A 16,811-nucleotide genomic window follows, 5' to 3' on the forward strand; every position below is an offset into this window, starting at 1 on the left:
TCACTATACACCCGTTCCAACTATAGATCGATAACCTTAAAGTTTTTGAAGTTGAAAAATCATGAAAATTTTGCGATCAAAGAAATTAATGGGTTTATGTTGCTCAGTTTTACTTCTAGCAAGTTGTGGCGCTTCAGTAGACACACCCTCCACACAGAGCGGCCAAAAGCCATCCCCATCCGATGGAACCATCACCATCTGGTGGACTAGAAGTTTCTACATTCAAGAAGATGAAGCCCTTGAAGCCGCGATCGCGCAATGGGAAAAGGAAACTGGGCACACAGCAGAACTGTTTTTTTTCGATGAAGACGATCTTCCCGGCAAAATTGCCAATGCCCTCAAAAGGAACGCTCCCCCCGAAATTGTTTTTTCGCCCCGTATTGCTTTTACCAGTGTCCCGCTGTGGGCTTGGGAAGGCAAACTCGCTGATGTATCCTCTGTCGTGGAACCCCTCAAAGAACAATATAGTTCTTCTGCCATCGAAGCCGTTTCCCTTTATAACCAGAAGTCCCAAAAGCGCTCTATCTATGCGACTCCTATTGGACAACGAACGATACACATTCATTATTGGCGAGACTTACTGGCAGAAGCGGGTTTAAACGAAGCTGATATTCCTCAAGAATGGGAGGCTTTTTGGAATTTTTGGAAACAGGCACAAGATAACTTACGAGCGAAAGGCTATACAGACATTTATTGCTGCGGTTTTCCCATGTCAGCCGAGGCCACGGATACACATTTTATATTTGAGCAGATTTTAGAGGCTTACGATATTCCCATTGTGGATGAAGAGGGCAATCTGATCGACAATCAGGAAATTCGCCAGCAGGTTGCTAGAGCCATGGAATTTTTCGCCAGTTTTTATCGCGAGGGCTATGTGTCTCCAGATGCAGACAATTGGACGAATGGGAGTAACAATAAAGCATTCCTTAACCAAAATGTCTTAATGACGATTAATCCTACGTTATCTATCCCAAACGCTCAAAAAGAAGATGAAGAAATTTATCAAGAGCGCATTGTAACGATTGGATTTCCCCAAGAACCCGATGGGGAAATCCCGCGCTATGTCGTTACACTCAAGCAGGTGGCCCTATTTGAATCTTCTCCCAATCCAGAAATTGCCAAAGATTTTCTCTCTTACTTCATCGAGCCAGAACATCTCGAGCCGTATCTGGAAAACTCGTTGGGTCGTTACTTTCCAGTTATGCCAGAACTCGCCGCCAAGTCATTTTGGAACAATCCAGCCGATCCTCATGTTTTTGCAGCCACCCAACAGTTCCAAAGAGGAGAAACGATTCCCTCTGCCCAATCTCTCAACCCAGCTTATAGTACCTTACAGTCTGAAAATATTTGGGGCCTGGCGATCGAGGGAATGGTTGCAGAGGGGAAATCTGGGGAGGAAGCCACCGAAGAGGCATTTTCCAGAATTCGCGAAATTTTTAGAGCATGGGAAAGATAGTTGAGACAATTACCCGTGATGAAGATGCTCAAAGTCTGGAAAAAAAGCCTCCTCGTCCAAATTGTCGGTTCTTTCTCGACTCTCTCGTTTGCGATCGTTGCTTTAACCAGCTATTTGGCTTTCGTGCAAGCAAGAAAATCTCTGAAGGAATCAATTTTCGATCGCCTGACAGCGGTGGCTTCTCTCAAAGAAGGAGAATTAAATCATTGGTTGCTCGATCGCCGCAATAAACTCCTCGCCTTGAATCAATTGCCAGAAGTCGGGATGCAGGCTCGAATATTACTGTCCGCGCAGCGATCGACCCCAGAATATCAAGCAGCTTTGGTTCAGTTGCAGACCGCTCTAAGTGGGTTTATTCGCGATCGCTCCGATTTTCACGAAATATTTCTACTCACTCGGGGCGGACGAGTTCTCGTTTCCACTGAACCGGAGAAAATTGGCGACTACGAACCCCTCCCCCGAAGCAGCGAGGCGATCGAAGGAAGGGAGAACAGTTTTACCGTCAACTTTTATCGTCTTCAAGATAGCGATCGCCCTGCTTTGACCATCACGACCCCTATATTAGACGGAACGGGCAAACGGATGGGACTGCTTGCCGTGCATCTCAACCTCGAGCGTCTCGATCAGATTGTGCGAGATAATCGTGGTTTGGGTAAGACAGGGGAAACCTATACAATCGTTGATTTTGGCAACGGTTTTGTCCATCACTATGCCTTTATTTCCTCTGAAGGCTTCGGTTCAAACGAGTTTCCTGATGGGATAGAGAGTGAGGGAATCGTGGCAGCAATGGAGGGCAACGACAATCGCGGTCTCTATCGCAACTATCGCAATATTCCTGTCATCGGTGCTTATCGTTGGTTGGAGCGGCATGACGCGGGTTTACTCGTGGAAATGGAGCAATCAGAAGCCTTCGCCCCTGCTCGTCGCCTTGCTTATCAGATTATTTTTGCCGGTTTGAGTCTATCTGGAATTTTAGCGATCGCAATGGTGTTGGTCGGTCGCCAGATCGTCAAGCCGATTTTAGCGATCGCCCAAGCCGCAAGATCCCTGGAGAGCCAGGTTAAAATCGGAGAGTTTAGCAATCTGCAACCTGCACCCATTTTAACCGAAAATGAAATTGGGTTTCTGGCAAAAACCTTCAACAAAATGAGTTTTCAATTGCAATATTCTTACGAGAAATTGCAAGAATACAGCCACAATTTAGAGTCTAAAGTTTCGTCAAGAACTCAAGAATTGAATTATAAAAACAAGCATTTACAAGAGACTTTAAATCAACTCGAACGCACTCAAATTCAACTCATTCAAAACGAAAAAATGGCGAGCTTGGGTCAAATGGTGGCAGGAATTGCTCACGAAATCAATAATCCAGTTAGTTTTATTGCCGGCAATCTCCAGCATTTGCAAGAATACGCAACCTCTTTACTTCATTTGATCGATCTCTATGAAACCGAATATCCTGAAGATACGGCGGCGATCGCTGATGAAAAAGAAGAAATCGATCTCGATTTTGTCCAAAAAGACTTACCCAAAATGTTGAATTCCATGAAACTGGGTACGACTCGCATTCGGGAGATTGTCATCAGCTTGCGTAATTTTTCTCGCTTGGATGAAGCGGATTGTAAAGCAGTGGATCTCCATGAAGGACTTGATAGTACGCTCTTAATTTTACAGAATCGTATCAAAGTCGCACCCAATCGCCCAGAAATTAAAATAGTTAAAGAATATGCCTCTCTCCCCCTGATTGAATGTTACCCCAGTCAACTCAATCAAGTTTTTCTAAACCTTATCAGTAATGCAATTGATGTTTTAGAACCGGGCGCGATCGCTGGGGAAATCGAAGAGCCAACCATTCGCATCCGCACCCGGTTAGAGGAACAAAACGCGATGATCGCGATCGCCGATAACGGCCCCGGAATTCCTGAAGAAATCCGTCATAAAATATTCGATCCATTTTTCACGACAAAGCAAATTGGCAAAGGAACGGGATTAGGGTTATCGATTAGTTATTCCATTGTCGTTGAGCGCCATGGTGGCGATCTAACTTGTAGATCTTTTCCCGGTCAAGGTACTGAATTTATCACCTCTATTCCCATTTAACCCATATTCCGCACGATACATTACATCAAATCCCCAAAATGCTGTATTAATATTGAAATAATGGAGTACTCAAGTAGCGATCGCCTCCACTCGGTTGAATCACCACAATCATCTGGCCTTGATGTTCTGGACGTTGGGCGACTTGCAGCGCCCCATAAACCGCCGCTCCCGTGGAAATACCGCTCAGAATTCCCTCTTCTTTGGCTAAACGGCGACCCATCTCATAGGCTTGCTCCTCAGAGATGCCTATGACCTCATCAATCAGATCTACTCGCAGCACATCAGGAATAAAGCCCGCGCCAATGCCTTGGAGATTATGGATATTGGCTTTTTCTCCACTTAAAACCGCACTGGTTTTCGGCTCGATCGCCACAATTTTAAGCCCTGGTTTCTTTTTTTTCAAATATAGACCTGCTCCTGTCAGGGTTCCCCCTGTGCCCACTCCCACCACCAAGACATCCAGCTTACCTTCAGTATCTGACCACAGTTCCGGCCCTGTCGTTTGGTAGTGGATTTTCGGATTTGCAGGATTACTAAACTGTTGAGGAGAAAAAGAATTAGGCGTACTCGCCAGTAATTCATTCGCCCGTTGAATGGCTCCAGCCATGTCCAAATGATCCGGAGTCAAGACCACCTCTGCACCATAAGCCTTGACCATCTGTTGACGCTCCCGGCTCATATGGTCTGGCATTGTCAAAACTAAGCGATAGTTTTTCGCTGCGCAAACCATCGCTAACCCAATCCCCGTATTGCCAGAGGTCGCCTCAATAATAGTAGACACGCCAGGGGTAATTAATCCCGCTTGCTCGGCTTCGGCGATCATACTCAAGGCAATTCGGTCTTTCACCGATTTAGCCGGATTCATCCCCTCTAGTTTCAGCACAATCTCGGCGTGACCATGTAATTGTTTGGGGAGATGCTGTAATTGGACAAGAGAAGTTGTGCCAATGAGTTCGGTAATGTTTTGATAAATCTGCATGTGAGAGAATAGGGAAATAAGAGAAGAAATGACTGTCAGCGTTTATAAAAGAAGTTGGAAAAAGATGGCAACGAAGCCTGCCATTAACAACAGATGGGGTAGGTTGCTCCAGAACGGACGTTGAGTAATTTTTAACAGGGGATAGAGACTAAAGGCGATCGCCCCCAACAGGGCCAGTCCTTGCAAAAAGACCGCCACATCCGAACTCCAGGTCAGCACCGGCCAACCCTCACCAGAAAAGCCAAACGTACGAGCTGTTACCGGTAACAGTTTGCCCGCTTCCGTCATCGCGGCTGGAATATAATAGGCTAAATTCACCCCCAACGTCATCGGCAAATAGGCATAAATTGTGACCAAATAGGGAGGCATTTCCCGGTCAAAGAGCCGGGCGATCGCATGAACCCCATAGGTTAAACCCCAAGGAATACTCAACAACAGTGCCACCACAGGCAAGGCCATAAACCAAGGTTGCCCCGTAATTAAAGTGCTATCCAGGCCAAAAAAGCTCAACACTTTGTCGGCAGAATGCATAAACACCCCACCAAACAAGAGCAGTAGTAGTGCCACTTCTGCCCAAAAGGGTTGGTGATTTTCCAATAAATCCGTCGCCACGAACCGCAGATTTAACTGTACCGAGCGGTTGGGGCAAGCCTTTAAGCAGCTCATGCACAACACGCAATCCCGGTTATCCCGCAGTTGGGCAGGATGGGAATAGAGGGGACAGCCTTCTGTTGCTTGTCCCTCATTCGGTAGGGAATCCGCAAAGGTAACCGGAGTGGCATCACTGCCTTTATAACAGCCAAACGTACTACATTGACTTCCACAAATTTGCTGAGTCGATCGCAACTCAATCAAGGCCAGTTTAGCAAACATCCCATTCATGCCACCAATGGGACAGAGATACCGACACCACAAACGCCGCTCATAAATCAGGCTACAAATCACTGCACCAGCAGTAATGATCAGCAATAAATCAGAGGACAGATAGGGCGTATGGGGCAGATCTGCAAGTTTCTCCCAGAGATAAATAGCCACAAAACCGCCCCAGAGCAACCATGCTCCCCAACGATTCATCCATTTTGTGGGCCAAGGGAGCAGTTTACGGGGCCAAATCCATAGGGAGAGGGTTCTGATCCATTCTCCGGTCACCATAAATGGACAAACGGCACACCACAACCGACCAATAAAAGGGAAGAGAAACAGATAAAAGGGCCACCACCAAGCCCAAAAGAGATTCAGAGTCATGTTAGAGTCACGAGTTTGGGGGCCTAGATAGCCCATGAGGGTGACGGGGATAAACAGGAGCATGACGACAACCCAGAATCGTTTAGGCCACCAATCACTTAGCAGAAATCGACGCAACCAGGGCAGTTGATTGAGTAAATCGACGCGAAAGGCATTTTTTTGGGATTGAACTGACCAGAGGACTTGTTCGGGAATGATCGTTTGTCCGGGGGGAGTCATCAGCACCGCCCGTTTAAGGATGCTTTGCAGTTCGGCCACGTTGGCGGGATAGTCGTAGCTGATTAGACGGCGCAAATCTGCTTGATTGAGGCTTAAGGGCGATCGCTGAGTTTCTTGGCAGTATTTATGTAGAAAATACCGGGCAAATCCAGGAATATCTAGTTTACGCTGTTTCAGGGAGGGAAGTTTGAGGGTGTGACAGGGGAAATTACCCAACGAGATCGAGGAAGGACTGCTGAGGATCAGACGCACCCAGGACTGGATCGGGGGGCCCTCTGGGTTGGGAGTGAGGAGGTTAGTGTGCAGATAGCCCAACAGGCGATCGCGGTCTTTTTGGCTTAGAAGCTGACAATTTTCAATTAATAAGGTTCCTCGCTCTAGGAGTTCAATCACTCCCAGTTGTTGACCCGCGTGACCAAAAAGGTCATCCGTATTCAGGGCCCCATTCTCCTCACGGGGAAGTAAGGCACAGTCGAGTTCAGCCCAGGGATGATCTTTAATTCCTGAATAGTGATGAATATAACCAGCCAGAAAGGTTTTTCCCGCTCCAGGAGGGGATTGGAGTTGGATGGGTTTCAGGTCTAGGGTTGCTTGTTCAATCTGTGAAGCGAGTTTTTGGCCGATTTTGCTTTTGCCAATAATCAACTGATCCGTAGGAATTGGTCGGATAAAGGCTTGTAGTCCTTGGATGCGGATTTGTTCGGTCACGATGCGATCGGCAAAATGCTCTAAGTCTTGCGCTAGAAAGGTATTAAAGGCTTTTTCAATTTGTGGATATTGGGTGGTGAGCTGCTCAAAGTCTGTTTGGCTCAGAAACCAGAATTCGCTTTTGGCGATCACCACGGCATTGGTGCGATAGGTCGCCATCGGTTGGTGGAGGGCTAAGGGAGTATAACCAAACAGTTCTCCAGCGCTGTAATAGCGAATGTGGGTTTTGCCCACCAGGGAAGAGCGATAAATCTCCACCGAACCCCATTTGATTAGGTATAACCCAATCGGTTCTATGCCTTGGTGATAAATGTCTTGGTTGGGTTCCACTTTCAGCAAACGTAGAGATTGAGCGATCGCCTCAATTACGTTGTCGCTTAATTGCCCCCATACTCGATGAAAGCTTAACCAGTCGATACCGTCTGTAATCTCGGTTTCTTCCAGGGATATGTCTTGCTCTTGATGGGGCCGTAACGGAAGGAGTGAACTAGGAATCATGCTATCTGTGCCCGATGTAGCTCATCTATTATTTTAATATAGTTATGCAGTTATTGAAATTTTGTCTCCCCGTCAAAGTACTGAATTTATCATTTCGATTCCCATTTAATTGTTAATTGATATAACATGAACAGCGATCCCTACAAACTGAAACGTTTTCTAGGCGCACAAGCGACGATTTATGAGAAAGTCTTGGCTGAACTCAGAGCAGGTCAGAAGAAATCCCATTGGATGTGATATATTTTCCTCCAGTATCAAGGCTTAGGCTTTAGTATGATGTCGCAAAAGTATGCAATCCAAAGTCTAGACGAAGCTAGAGCTTATTTAGAGCATCCGGTTTTAGGCGATTGCTTGCTCGAATGTACGACAACGGTTTTAGGCATCACTGGGCGATCGGCACATGACATTTTTGGCTCCCCTGATGACCTCAAATTGCGATCATGTGTCACCTTATTTTCAGTTGTTTCACCCCCTGATTCTGTTTTTGTACAATTGATTGTTAGAGCAGTTTTACAACGGACAAAGAGAGACTAAGACGTTGGAGTTGTTGGATTCGAGCATTGAAAACAGGAGGTAGGGTGGGCAAGCTGATCGGGGTAGAGCGTCAATTCTCTATCTGTACCTTGCCCACCCTACAACACCTACTGTGAGATACGCTGTTACCCAAGCATCTATAACAGTTTCATGAAATTTGAAATTCCTACGCCGCTTGGATTTACAGTTAGAACCTCTGAAGAATACTGGCAACGGTTAATCATCAAGCACCCTGATATTGAGGAGTTGGAGAATCTCATCCAATTCGCTCTTTCAGCACCGGACGAGGTTCGACGCAGTAGCCGGGATGCAGAAGTATTATTGTTTTATCGGGTACGGCGAGAAGAACGTTGGGTTGTTGCAGTTGCGCGACGCTTAAATGGAGATGGATTTTTGATCACAGCCTACCAAACGGATGCGATTAAGGAAGGGGAAACAGTATGGCTCAAATAAAGGTGTTTTATGAACCAGAAACGGAGCTATTGAGCGTGTTCTGGCAAGTTCCACGAATGAATCAAATTGCTACTGAGCTTGGAGATGGGGTGATTTTGATCAAGGATGGGATCAGTGGTGAGCCAATTGGCATAGAAGTGCTGTCCTACCGTCCTGGTGACGACCGCTTTGATGCCGTAAGTGTTGAATTAGGGAAAATGAGTTCGATGCAGCTAACCGGGTAACTAGACCGTTATACAACCGGGAGTAGGGGCGAAAAATTTTTTGCCCCTACTTATGATTTGGTCTTCAGGAGATCCTGTAGTAGTATTTGCTAATTGTTCCCCGATCGCGAAAGGACAGACCTAGGGTGAAACCTCGCTCAAGCTATTACGATTTAATTCCCTATCTTCGCCAAGAGTGGCAAACGATCGCCCAAGCCCTGGTGTGTACTCTTCTATTTACGGGCTTTTGGCCGATTTTAGCCCAACTGGCTGGGGAGATTGCCGAGTTGATAGGTCAAGGTTTGGTGGTGGAAATTGCCCAACTCGCGGCGATCGCGGCTGGGGTTTTTCTCTTGCGAGGCTTGGCACAATATGGACAAGATGCCTTAATGGCCAAAGCGGCTTTTCTCATTGCCCGCGATTTACGCCAAGAAGTCTATAGCCATTTGCATCGCTTGAGTTTAGATTACTTTGAAACGGCCAAAACTGGCGATTTATCCTATCGTCTCACTGAAGATGTGGACCGCATTGGGGAAGCCATTAACAAGATTTTTCACCAATTTCTCCCCAGTATTCTCCAGTTAATTGTAGTCATTGGTTATATGGTCTACATTAACTGGCAACTGACCCTAGCTGTAGCGATTGTTGCCCCCTTAATGGCCCTTTTGGTGGGATGGTTTGGGGAAAAATTGCTTCAGTATTCTCGCCGCAGTCAAAATCGAGTCTCAGATTTAGCGTCTTTGATTTCCGAAGTTTTGGGAGGTATTCGCTTAGTAAAAGCCTTTGGTGCAGGAGATTATGAGGTCGATCGCTTTAGTGTCCAAGCCGAACGCAATCGCCGCGCCAAGTATAACGCCGAACGATTAAAGGCCATTCAGTTTCCCGTGGTCGGCTTTCTAGAAGCCATGAGCATTATCTTCCTCTTATTCCTGGGAGGATGGCAAATTCAACAAGGAAATTTGACCGGCAATGGATTTTTACGCTATGTAGTCGCCACAGCCATGCTTATCGATCCCATTTCCTTTGCCACGAGTAATTTTAACGAATTTAAGCAAGCTGAAGCTTCTGTAGACCGGGTATTTGAGTTAATGAAAATTGCGCCCCAGGTCGTCGAGAGTGCAGAGGCGATCGCCTTACCCAGAGTTGAAGGAACGGTAGACTATAATCACGTTTATTTTGCTTATGACAGCCAGAAACCCGTCTTACAAGGCTTAAGTTTTCAGGTTAACCCCGGCCAAGTCATTGCCTTAGTGGGGCCTTCAGGAGCAGGGAAAACGACACTGGTTAATCTGCTTTTACGGTTTTATGATGTGCAGAGCGGTGCAATTCTCATTGATGGAGTGGATATCCGCAAAGTTACCTTAAACTCCCTACGGCAACAAATTGGCATCGTGCCCCAAGAAACTATCCTATTTTCTGGCACAGTCGCCCAAAATATTGCCTTTGGTCAAAAAGAATTCAATCTTCACCAAGTCGAAGCAGCGGCTAAAATTGCCAATGCTCACCCATTTATCGAGCAACTGCCTGAAGGATATCAAACTTGGATGGGAGAGCGAGGAATGACCTTATCCGGAGGACAACGACAGCGAGTGGCGATCGCCCGTGCAGTCTATCTTAATCCTCGAATCTTAATTCTCGATGAAGCCACATCTGCCCTAGACTCAGAATCAGAAAGTTTAGTACAAGAAGCCCTAGAGCGAGTGATGCACAATCGCACCGTCTTTATTATTGCCCACCGTTTAGCCACAGTGCGCCGAGCTGATCGCATCCTAGTCGTTGAACAAGGTCAAATTGTGGAGTCAGGAACCCATCAGGAACTCTTGGATAAAGGCGATCGGTATGCTCTGTTTCACGCTCGCCAATTCAATTAATGTAGGTAATGGGTAATGGTTTATTCAAGGCTTAGATTTTCAAGATCTGCTAGATCTTGGGTTCGCCCAGAGGCCCGTTTATTTTTCTTCAGATTTTCTAGGTCGATAAATTTGACAGTTATACTATCAATCTCAAGCTCCAACCGCTCTTGATAACAGGTTTTGAAATCAATACCGTCAGGGGTTGTCAGGAGATCAATGCGATTTGGCGGATCACCCAACTCGATGATGTGGTCTGGTTCCAGAAAATCTTCTGGTTTTAGACCGAGTGACCCAAAACCGAAATCGCTTAAGGATTGAATAAGCTTCTGGGCGTTTTCCAGTTCCATTTCAATCCAAATATCAATATCTTTGGTGTAGCGAGGATAACCGTGAGCAGCAACAGCATAGCCTCCAACGATAAGATATCGCACATCATTACTGTTTAATGATTCGATAAACTCTCTGAAGTCGGGGTTGAGCATTGTATTTCCATTGATTATATTCTTGACGGATTTGTTCGAGGGTCGCCAGGCACTCAGTAGGATGGCGTGTTTGCCAGTAGGTCAAGTCTTTGGGTTGCTGCTTTTGGTTGACTTTGGTATAAGTCATGGAAATGGTGCGTTTTGCTGGTGGGGTCATGGGGATAATTAACAATGAGTGCTGAGGGACTAATTGTAACGTAGTTCGACGGACTTGATTCAAATCATTCCAGTCGCACCATTGCCTTTTGCCTCTTGCCTTACCTACTACAGAGACTCTAAGTAACTCAACAAATCTGCCATTACTTCCGGACTCGGCTGAAACTGGGGCATTGGTGGAGTTCTACCCGTGATGACTTGTTCGATTAAACGGCGCTTAGACCGATGTTCCGATACTCCTTTCAAACTCGGTCCCACTCGGCCATTGGCTTCCAAACCATGGCATCCAGCGCAATTCATTTGGAAAATCGCATGGCCCTGAACCCGATCTCCTTCCAAAGCCAATACTTCCCTCAAGTAGGGGTCGGGCCGATCTAAGTACTGGAGAGCGAAGCCCAGAAGCCCCAGCACCACGACAACCAAGACAACGATGCTCCACCAGCGTTTACTCAAGAGGGAGTCAGAGCTAGGATGATCTAATGTTTTATCACTAAACTGCTTAACCAATGGGTTTAAATAAAGAAGACGGTTTTTGGAGAAATATGAAAATTTAATAACTTACTAATAACATAACTTAAAATTTCGCAACTTCCAAACAGGTCGGGCTTACTCCATTCTGGGTCTTCCCCTGAAAATATTGGAGAAACCTGCCCAGGGAACCGATCTGGTCAAAGTGAAGAGAACACGCTAGGTTATATCTGTCTCTGACGCGATCCGAAAGCACAATTGCCTCCAGGATGACCTCTAAGCCGTGATGATTTCCCAACAAGAGTTTGTATCCAACCCGATCAAAGTCTACGTCCCTAGGGGGTCTTGCTCTATTGATTAAGAGTGGGTTCCGCCAGCGGGCTATTAATGTTTAAGATGAACATATAACGCTGAACCAGCGCAATTTCGCTTATGGAAGGATCATTTCAAATCACTCTCTTAATTATCCTCACGGTTATGGCCGGGATTAGTGCCCAAGTGCTGGCAGATTTTCTGCGCGTACCGGCGATCGTTTTCCTATTGCCCTTTGGTATTTTGTTAGGGCCAGATGGATTGGGATTGATCGATCCTCAACTACTCGGCATTGGGATTGAAGTGATTGTAGCGCTCTCGGTTGCTCTGATTTTATTTGAAGGAGGACTGAATCTAGAGCTTCGAGATTTGGGAAAAGTGTCCGGAAGTTTGCGAAATTTAGTGACGATTGGCACATTAATTACTTTGGTGGGCGGGGGGATCTGTGCCCATTATTTGGGCGAGTTTCCTTGGGGAATTGCCTTTCTATATGCCTCGTTAGTGGTCGTGACGGGGCCGACTGTGATTTCTCCTTTACTCAAGCATGTGAAAGTCCAGCGACCTGTCGCTACACTCCTAGAAGGAGAAGGGGTCTTAATCGATCCGGTGGGGGCGATTTTGGCGGTGGTGGTTTTGGATATTATCCTCAATGGAGATGCCGATCCAATCTCCATTATCAGCGGATTGTTACTGCGCCTAGGTATTGGTGGGGCGATCGGTGCTTTGGGGGGCTGGGGACTGGGTTGGTTTCTCAAGCGCAGTAAGTTTTTATCGGAAGACTTAAAAAATTTAGTCGTTTTGGCAGGGTTGTTAGGCTTGTTTGGTATTGCCCAAACCATCCGCTCAGAGGCTGGATTAATGGCTACCGTTGTCTCTGGGATTGTGCTGCGGGGGTCTTCGCTACCGGAGGAGCGCTTATTACGACGCTTTAAGGGCCAACTGACGATGTTGGCGGTTTCGGTCTTATTTATTTTATTAGCCGCAGATTTATCGATCGCCAGTATTTTCGCCTTGGGTTGGGGCAGTGTCTGGACTGTCTTGATGTTAATGTTCGTCATCCGTCCCCTGAATATTTGGGTCTGTACCTGGACAAGCGATCTGAATTGGCGACAAAAGTTATTTTTAGGTTGGATCGGCCCCAGAGGGATTGTTTCTGCCTCTGTTGCGTCCTTATTTTCGATTTTATTAACTCAACGGGGTATTAACGGGGGAGATTCCATTAAAGCCTTGGTGTTTTTAACCATTATTATGACCGTGTTATGTCAAGGTCTAACGGCAGGATGGTTCGCTAACTGGCTACACATCACCTCCACAAAAGCCACAGGAGCAGTCATTGTGGGGATTAGCCCCTTGAGTCGATTAATGGCTCGCTTGTTTGAGGAACAAGGAGAATCCGTAGTTCTGATCGATACAAACAAGGAAGCGTGCCGTCAAGCGGAAGCGGAAGGACTGCGGGTATTTGTGAGTAGTGCTTTAAATACCGCCGTTTTGGAAGAAGCGGGATTGGCTTCGATGGGGACATTTTTGGCCATGACGAATAATGGTGAGGTCAATTTTGTCTTAGCGCAACGGGCAGTAGAAGAGTTCGATCCACCCAGGGTATATGCCGTTTTTCCCCGTGATTCCCAAGGACAACAACATTCTGCTAGTCCCCAGAAGATTGCCCAGGCGTTTAGCCCAGATTTACCAATTAAGGTTTGGAATCAGTATGTGGACGAGGGTAAGGTAAAGTTGGGGGTAACCACGCTGAAGTCGGAAGGACTAGGGTTTCAACAGGCCCATTTGCAAGCCCTAATTCGCGCTGGAGAGTTGGTTCCTATTTTACTCTCTAGGGATAGCCGCCTAGAAGTGATGCCGGCTTCGGAAGAATGGCGCAGTGGCGATCGGATTATTTATTTGCTCCACGATCCAAGACCTGTTCTGTTAAAGCGTTTGTCAGGTGCTTCTCAGGCAACTCGATTATCCGTAGAGCGCTTACCGGAAGTAGAAGAAATCCCACTGACGAAAGGACAACCAGGAAAGATATTAGATGTAGTCCCCACTGAATCGAAACCAGATAAGGTATCGGATAAACAGGCGAAGGTCGGATAGGAAGATGGGGAATGGGGATAAAGGACCAATTCCCTATTCCGTCGCAAGGGGCGGTATCAATGTCAAGAATCGTGACGGTTTTATCGATGAATTATTAAATATTTTTTCAGGAATACACCGCCTCTAAGAAGGTTGGGGTTCAATGGAAGAAGTAAGGAATTTACACGAACAAAGGATTGGGCCCATTGCACGTAAGGACTTAAGGCTATGAAACGACCTTCACAACTCACGCGGTTGATTTGGGATTTTTATCGGGAAAATCAAGGAGAATTAAGGTCTTTGCTACCTTTGTCTCGATGTCAGGTGTTTAGACGGTGGGGGGTGTTACATATTCGCTGTTTGAATCGAGAGATGGCAGAGGCGATCGCTAAGGTCTATGCTTTGATTCGTGAACCGGTCATCCAATTGAGGTTAGCCCACACGATTAAAATTCAAGTGGATCAGCGATCGATCGCGGTAGTTGATGTCCCATCTGGAGAATTAATGGCTTGATCTCTCCTGTGGTCTGCCTCAACCTGAAGATGCCTGAATAGATAAAGATGAGAATTTTTCTTGGCGATCGCTAAAACTAATTCTCATCTTTTGAGTATTGACAAAAATTACTGCATCTCATTACGTTAGATTAAACTCTGCTCATCACTCCCCTTTACCGAACTTCACGGTATGTTATTCACTAGCTTTACCTTCCTCGTTTTTGTTCTGATTACCTTTATCCTTTATTACTTACCCATATTCAAGGGGATACAGGTTCCAATTCTCGTTATTGCTAGTTTTATCTTTTATGCCTGGAGCTTCCCGGCTCTCCTGTTGTTACTGATCGTCTCCATTGGCATTAATGTTTTAACCAGCTTCAAAATTTGCCATACAGAAAATCGACAAGTTAGAATTCTCTGGGCAATCTTAGGTGTAGCAGCGAATTTAGCTGTGTTGGGATTATTTAAGTATGGTGCTTTACTCACCAACCTATTTACTAACCTTCTCAATATTAATCCCACTCCAGAAGATGCTCTCATACAAACCCTTTTACATCTGCCTCTCCCCATTGGCATCTCCTTTTACACTTTTCAAGGTATTAGTTTAGTTATCGATGTCCTGCGTCAGCAAGATAGTGAATGGGAAGTGAGAAAATATGAAGAGAAATTTTTTGTCCATCTCACCCCCATCCGTTATTTACTCAATACGTCTTTTTTTCTGTCCTTCTTCCCTCAACTGGTTGCCGGGCCAATTGTGAGAGCCAATGATTTTTATCCGCAAATTGCGAGAAAATATTTTCAGGATATCCCTTGGGAATTGGTTTTTCGTTCCCTGGTGTCTGGATATTTCCTAAAAATGGTAATTGCAGACAACTTAAAGGACTATACATTCTGGATTACCTATCCCTATTATCAAAGCCAAGGAACTCTCACTAACTTGGTTTTACTTTTTGGCTACTCCATGCAAATTTTCGCGGATTTTGCCGGATATTCCTTAATTGCCATCGGTTTAGCTGCATCTTTTGGATATACGCTGCCACAGAATTTTAATTTTCCCTACATTTCCCGTTCGATTGCTGAATTTTGGAGACGGTGGCATATCTCTTTATCAACCTGGTTAAAATATTATTTGTATATTCCTCTAGGAGGAAATCGCAAGGGCAATATCAGAACATATATTAACTTGATGATTGTCATGACTTTGGGCGGATTATGGCATGGAGCAGCTTGGAGCTATGCTGTATGGGGGATGTTTCATGGCATGGGGTTAGCGGTAGAACGCTTTTTCAGCTCCAATCACCTGTTTCCCTCTCCAGAGAATGAACGTCCACAATGGCAACAGGTTTTACTTGATAGTATTCGCATATTGGGGGTCTTTATCTTTGTTACCCTGGGTTGGCTACTTTTTAAACTTCCTGAGTTTAGCCAAGCAGTAAATTTTATCACTACTCTGGTCAATAATATCTCAGTAAAACCAGTGCTGATTCGGATTATTCCTGTTGTGATTTTCTCCACTCCAATCATCCTGTACCATCTACCTCACTTTCCAGCATTTAGCCATAGATGGGAGGAATCAATCAGTTCTCGCACAGGTAAAATGACAGAATTACTGAGTTTTACTCTAATGCTGGTTATGATTATTCTCAATAAAGGAAGCTCTAATGCGTTTATCTACTTTCAATTCTAAGGTAATAAAGATAATAAAAATGAACTTTGTTGTGCAGTCATTAGTTTTGTGCTGCACACTGATAATTGGATATCAAGCCTTGATTTTTGCTGGTTTAATTCCTCCGAGTAAAGGAATTCATCAAGCACAAGCCAATATGATCAATGCTGAAAAATATGTCTATAAACAGTCTGTAAATACTCAAATGGTAATGGTAGGCAGTTCTCTGACAGCTACCCTGAAGGAAGAGCTTATGGGTTCTAATGTTCTGAATTTGGCGATGCGGGGAGGGTGTACTCAAACGGGTTTAGAAATTGTTAATAAAAAGTCATCACCGCCCAAAATATTACTGGTAGAAATGAATGAAACAATTCAAAGAGAAATGGATCGAGAATTAATTGATTCTCTATATAATCCTTTTCTCTATTTTCTGCGTATGAATTTCCCGATGTTTCGACAAGAATACCGACCAGTGAGTGCTTTTGTATACGCTTTAAAACAGTGGTCACAAGGAAATAGGCAATCAGGACAATCAACAGATTCACCTTTAAGAGAAGCACAAATACAACGAGTTAAGGCTCAATGGGCAATGCCGTTATCTGATGAAACAAAAGAGTTGATTGTTGAACAGGCAAAAGTGATTCAACATCAGTTGTCAGATGTTAGCTCTAATGGTTCCCGGATTATCTTGTTCAATATGCCTGGAGAACCTGGATTAGATAATACCGTTCAGAAGCAACAAGTTCGAGAGCTAATGAAAGAGTTGTTTCCAAGCGAGCGCTTTGAATGGTTATCCAATCCTCAGAGAAGTTGGAAAACGAGCGATGGAGTACATTTAACGACTGACGATGCCCAAGAGTATGCACTTTTTTTGAAACAACAATTACTCGATCCGATCTCAGGTTAAACCGCGAACTC

14 protein-coding genes and 1 pseudogene are annotated in these 16,811 nt (G+C 45.3%); 10 read left to right on the plus strand and 5 right to left on the minus strand.

Translation table 11 applies throughout. The features are described 5' to 3' along the window. Positions 1–61 precede the first annotated feature (61 nt). Together PN466_RS21720 and PN466_RS21725 are read left to right on the plus strand one after the other, a co-directional pair. On the plus strand, positions 62–1,456 hold the full coding sequence (locus PN466_RS21720; protein ID WP_271943877.1) for an ABC transporter substrate-binding protein: 1,395 nt from the start codon (positions 62–64) through the stop codon (positions 1,454–1,456). Then, entirely contained in the window at positions 1,457–3,553 is a 2,097-nt protein-coding gene (locus PN466_RS21725; RefSeq protein ID WP_271943879.1) for a sensor histidine kinase, read from the plus strand. A gap of 46 nt (positions 3,554–3,599) precedes the next feature. Here the strand turns inward: PN466_RS21725 and cysK are convergent, their stop codons facing one another. After that, complete coding sequence (cysK, locus tag PN466_RS21730) at positions 3,600–4,532, minus strand: cysteine synthase A (RefSeq protein WP_271943882.1); 933 nt, start codon at positions 4,530–4,532, stop codon at positions 3,600–3,602. A gap of 42 nt (positions 4,533–4,574) precedes the next feature. Beyond that, positions 4,575–7,202, minus strand: a complete 2,628-nt coding sequence (locus PN466_RS21735) for a cyclic nucleotide-binding domain-containing protein (RefSeq protein WP_271943884.1) — start codon at positions 7,200–7,202, stop codon at positions 4,575–4,577. 126 nt (positions 7,203–7,328) lie between these two features. Here PN466_RS21735 and PN466_RS21740 point away from each other — a divergent pair. The 4 genes and pseudogenes from PN466_RS21740 to PN466_RS21755 all read left to right on the plus strand — a co-directional run bounded on the left by PN466_RS21740 (position 7,329) and on the right by PN466_RS21755 (position 10,263). Continuing rightward, a pseudogene (locus PN466_RS21740) lies at positions 7,329–7,736 on the plus strand (DUF1810 domain-containing protein). Between the two features lie 150 nt (positions 7,737–7,886). Further along, positions 7,887–8,189: a hypothetical protein gene (locus PN466_RS21745; RefSeq protein ID WP_271943887.1), complete on the plus strand. Its 303-nt coding sequence runs from the start codon at positions 7,887–7,889 to the stop codon at positions 8,187–8,189. Beyond that, on the plus strand, positions 8,177–8,413 hold the full coding sequence (locus tag PN466_RS21750; RefSeq protein ID WP_271943890.1) for a hypothetical protein: 237 nt from the start codon (positions 8,177–8,179) through the stop codon (positions 8,411–8,413). The genes PN466_RS21745 and PN466_RS21750 overlap by 13 nt, the downstream gene beginning before the upstream one ends. A gap of 125 nt (positions 8,414–8,538) precedes the next feature. Next, the gene (locus tag PN466_RS21755) at positions 8,539–10,263 is read left to right on the plus strand and encodes an ABC transporter ATP-binding protein (RefSeq protein ID WP_271943892.1); all 1,725 of its coding nucleotides are present in this window, start codon (positions 8,539–8,541) and stop codon (positions 10,261–10,263) included. A gap of 20 nt (positions 10,264–10,283) precedes the next feature. Here PN466_RS21755 and PN466_RS21760 read toward each other — a convergent pair whose 3' ends face one another. The 3 genes from PN466_RS21760 to PN466_RS21770 all read right to left on the minus strand — a co-directional run bounded on the left by PN466_RS21760 (position 10,284) and on the right by PN466_RS21770 (position 11,336). Then, complete coding sequence (locus PN466_RS21760) at positions 10,284–10,727, minus strand: DUF6036 family nucleotidyltransferase (protein WP_271943895.1); 444 nt, start codon at positions 10,725–10,727, stop codon at positions 10,284–10,286. Next, positions 10,681–10,884, minus strand: coding sequence for a hypothetical protein (locus PN466_RS21765; protein ID WP_271943898.1), 204 nt, complete (start codon positions 10,882–10,884; stop codon positions 10,681–10,683). Before PN466_RS21765 ends, PN466_RS21760 begins: the two co-directional genes overlap by 47 nt. 107 nt (positions 10,885–10,991) lie before the next feature. Next, positions 10,992–11,336: a c-type cytochrome gene (locus PN466_RS21770; protein ID WP_278003187.1), complete on the minus strand. Its 345-nt coding sequence runs from the start codon at positions 11,334–11,336 to the stop codon at positions 10,992–10,994. 447 nt (positions 11,337–11,783) lie between these two features. On the opposite strand from PN466_RS21770, the gene PN466_RS21775 reads away from it, so the two are divergent. The 4 genes from PN466_RS21775 to PN466_RS21790 all read left to right on the plus strand — a co-directional run bounded on the left by PN466_RS21775 (position 11,784) and on the right by PN466_RS21790 (position 16,800). Further along, positions 11,784–13,754 carry a cation:proton antiporter gene (locus tag PN466_RS21775; RefSeq protein WP_271943905.1) on the plus strand — a complete coding sequence of 657 codons (1,971 nt, stop codon included), beginning with the start codon at positions 11,784–11,786 and terminating at the stop codon, positions 13,752–13,754. 207 nt (positions 13,755–13,961) lie between these two features. Beyond that, positions 13,962–14,246 (plus strand): hypothetical protein, encoded by a 285-nt coding sequence (locus PN466_RS21780; protein WP_271943907.1) that lies wholly within the window; start codon positions 13,962–13,964, stop codon positions 14,244–14,246. A gap of 171 nt (positions 14,247–14,417) precedes the next feature. After that, positions 14,418–15,914 (plus strand): MBOAT family O-acyltransferase, encoded by a 1,497-nt coding sequence (locus PN466_RS21785; protein ID WP_271943910.1) that lies wholly within the window; start codon positions 14,418–14,420, stop codon positions 15,912–15,914. Next, a complete protein-coding gene (locus PN466_RS21790) occupies positions 15,889–16,800 on the plus strand; it encodes a hypothetical protein (RefSeq protein ID WP_271943913.1) in 912 nt (303 codons plus the stop codon). The genes PN466_RS21785 and PN466_RS21790 overlap by 26 nt, the downstream gene beginning before the upstream one ends. Positions 16,801–16,811 lie beyond the last annotated feature (11 nt).

Source organism: Roseofilum reptotaenium CS-1145 (assembly GCF_028330985.1).
In the GTDB taxonomy this organism is placed as follows: Bacteria; Cyanobacteriota; Cyanobacteriia; order Cyanobacteriales; family Desertifilaceae; genus Roseofilum; species Roseofilum reptotaenium.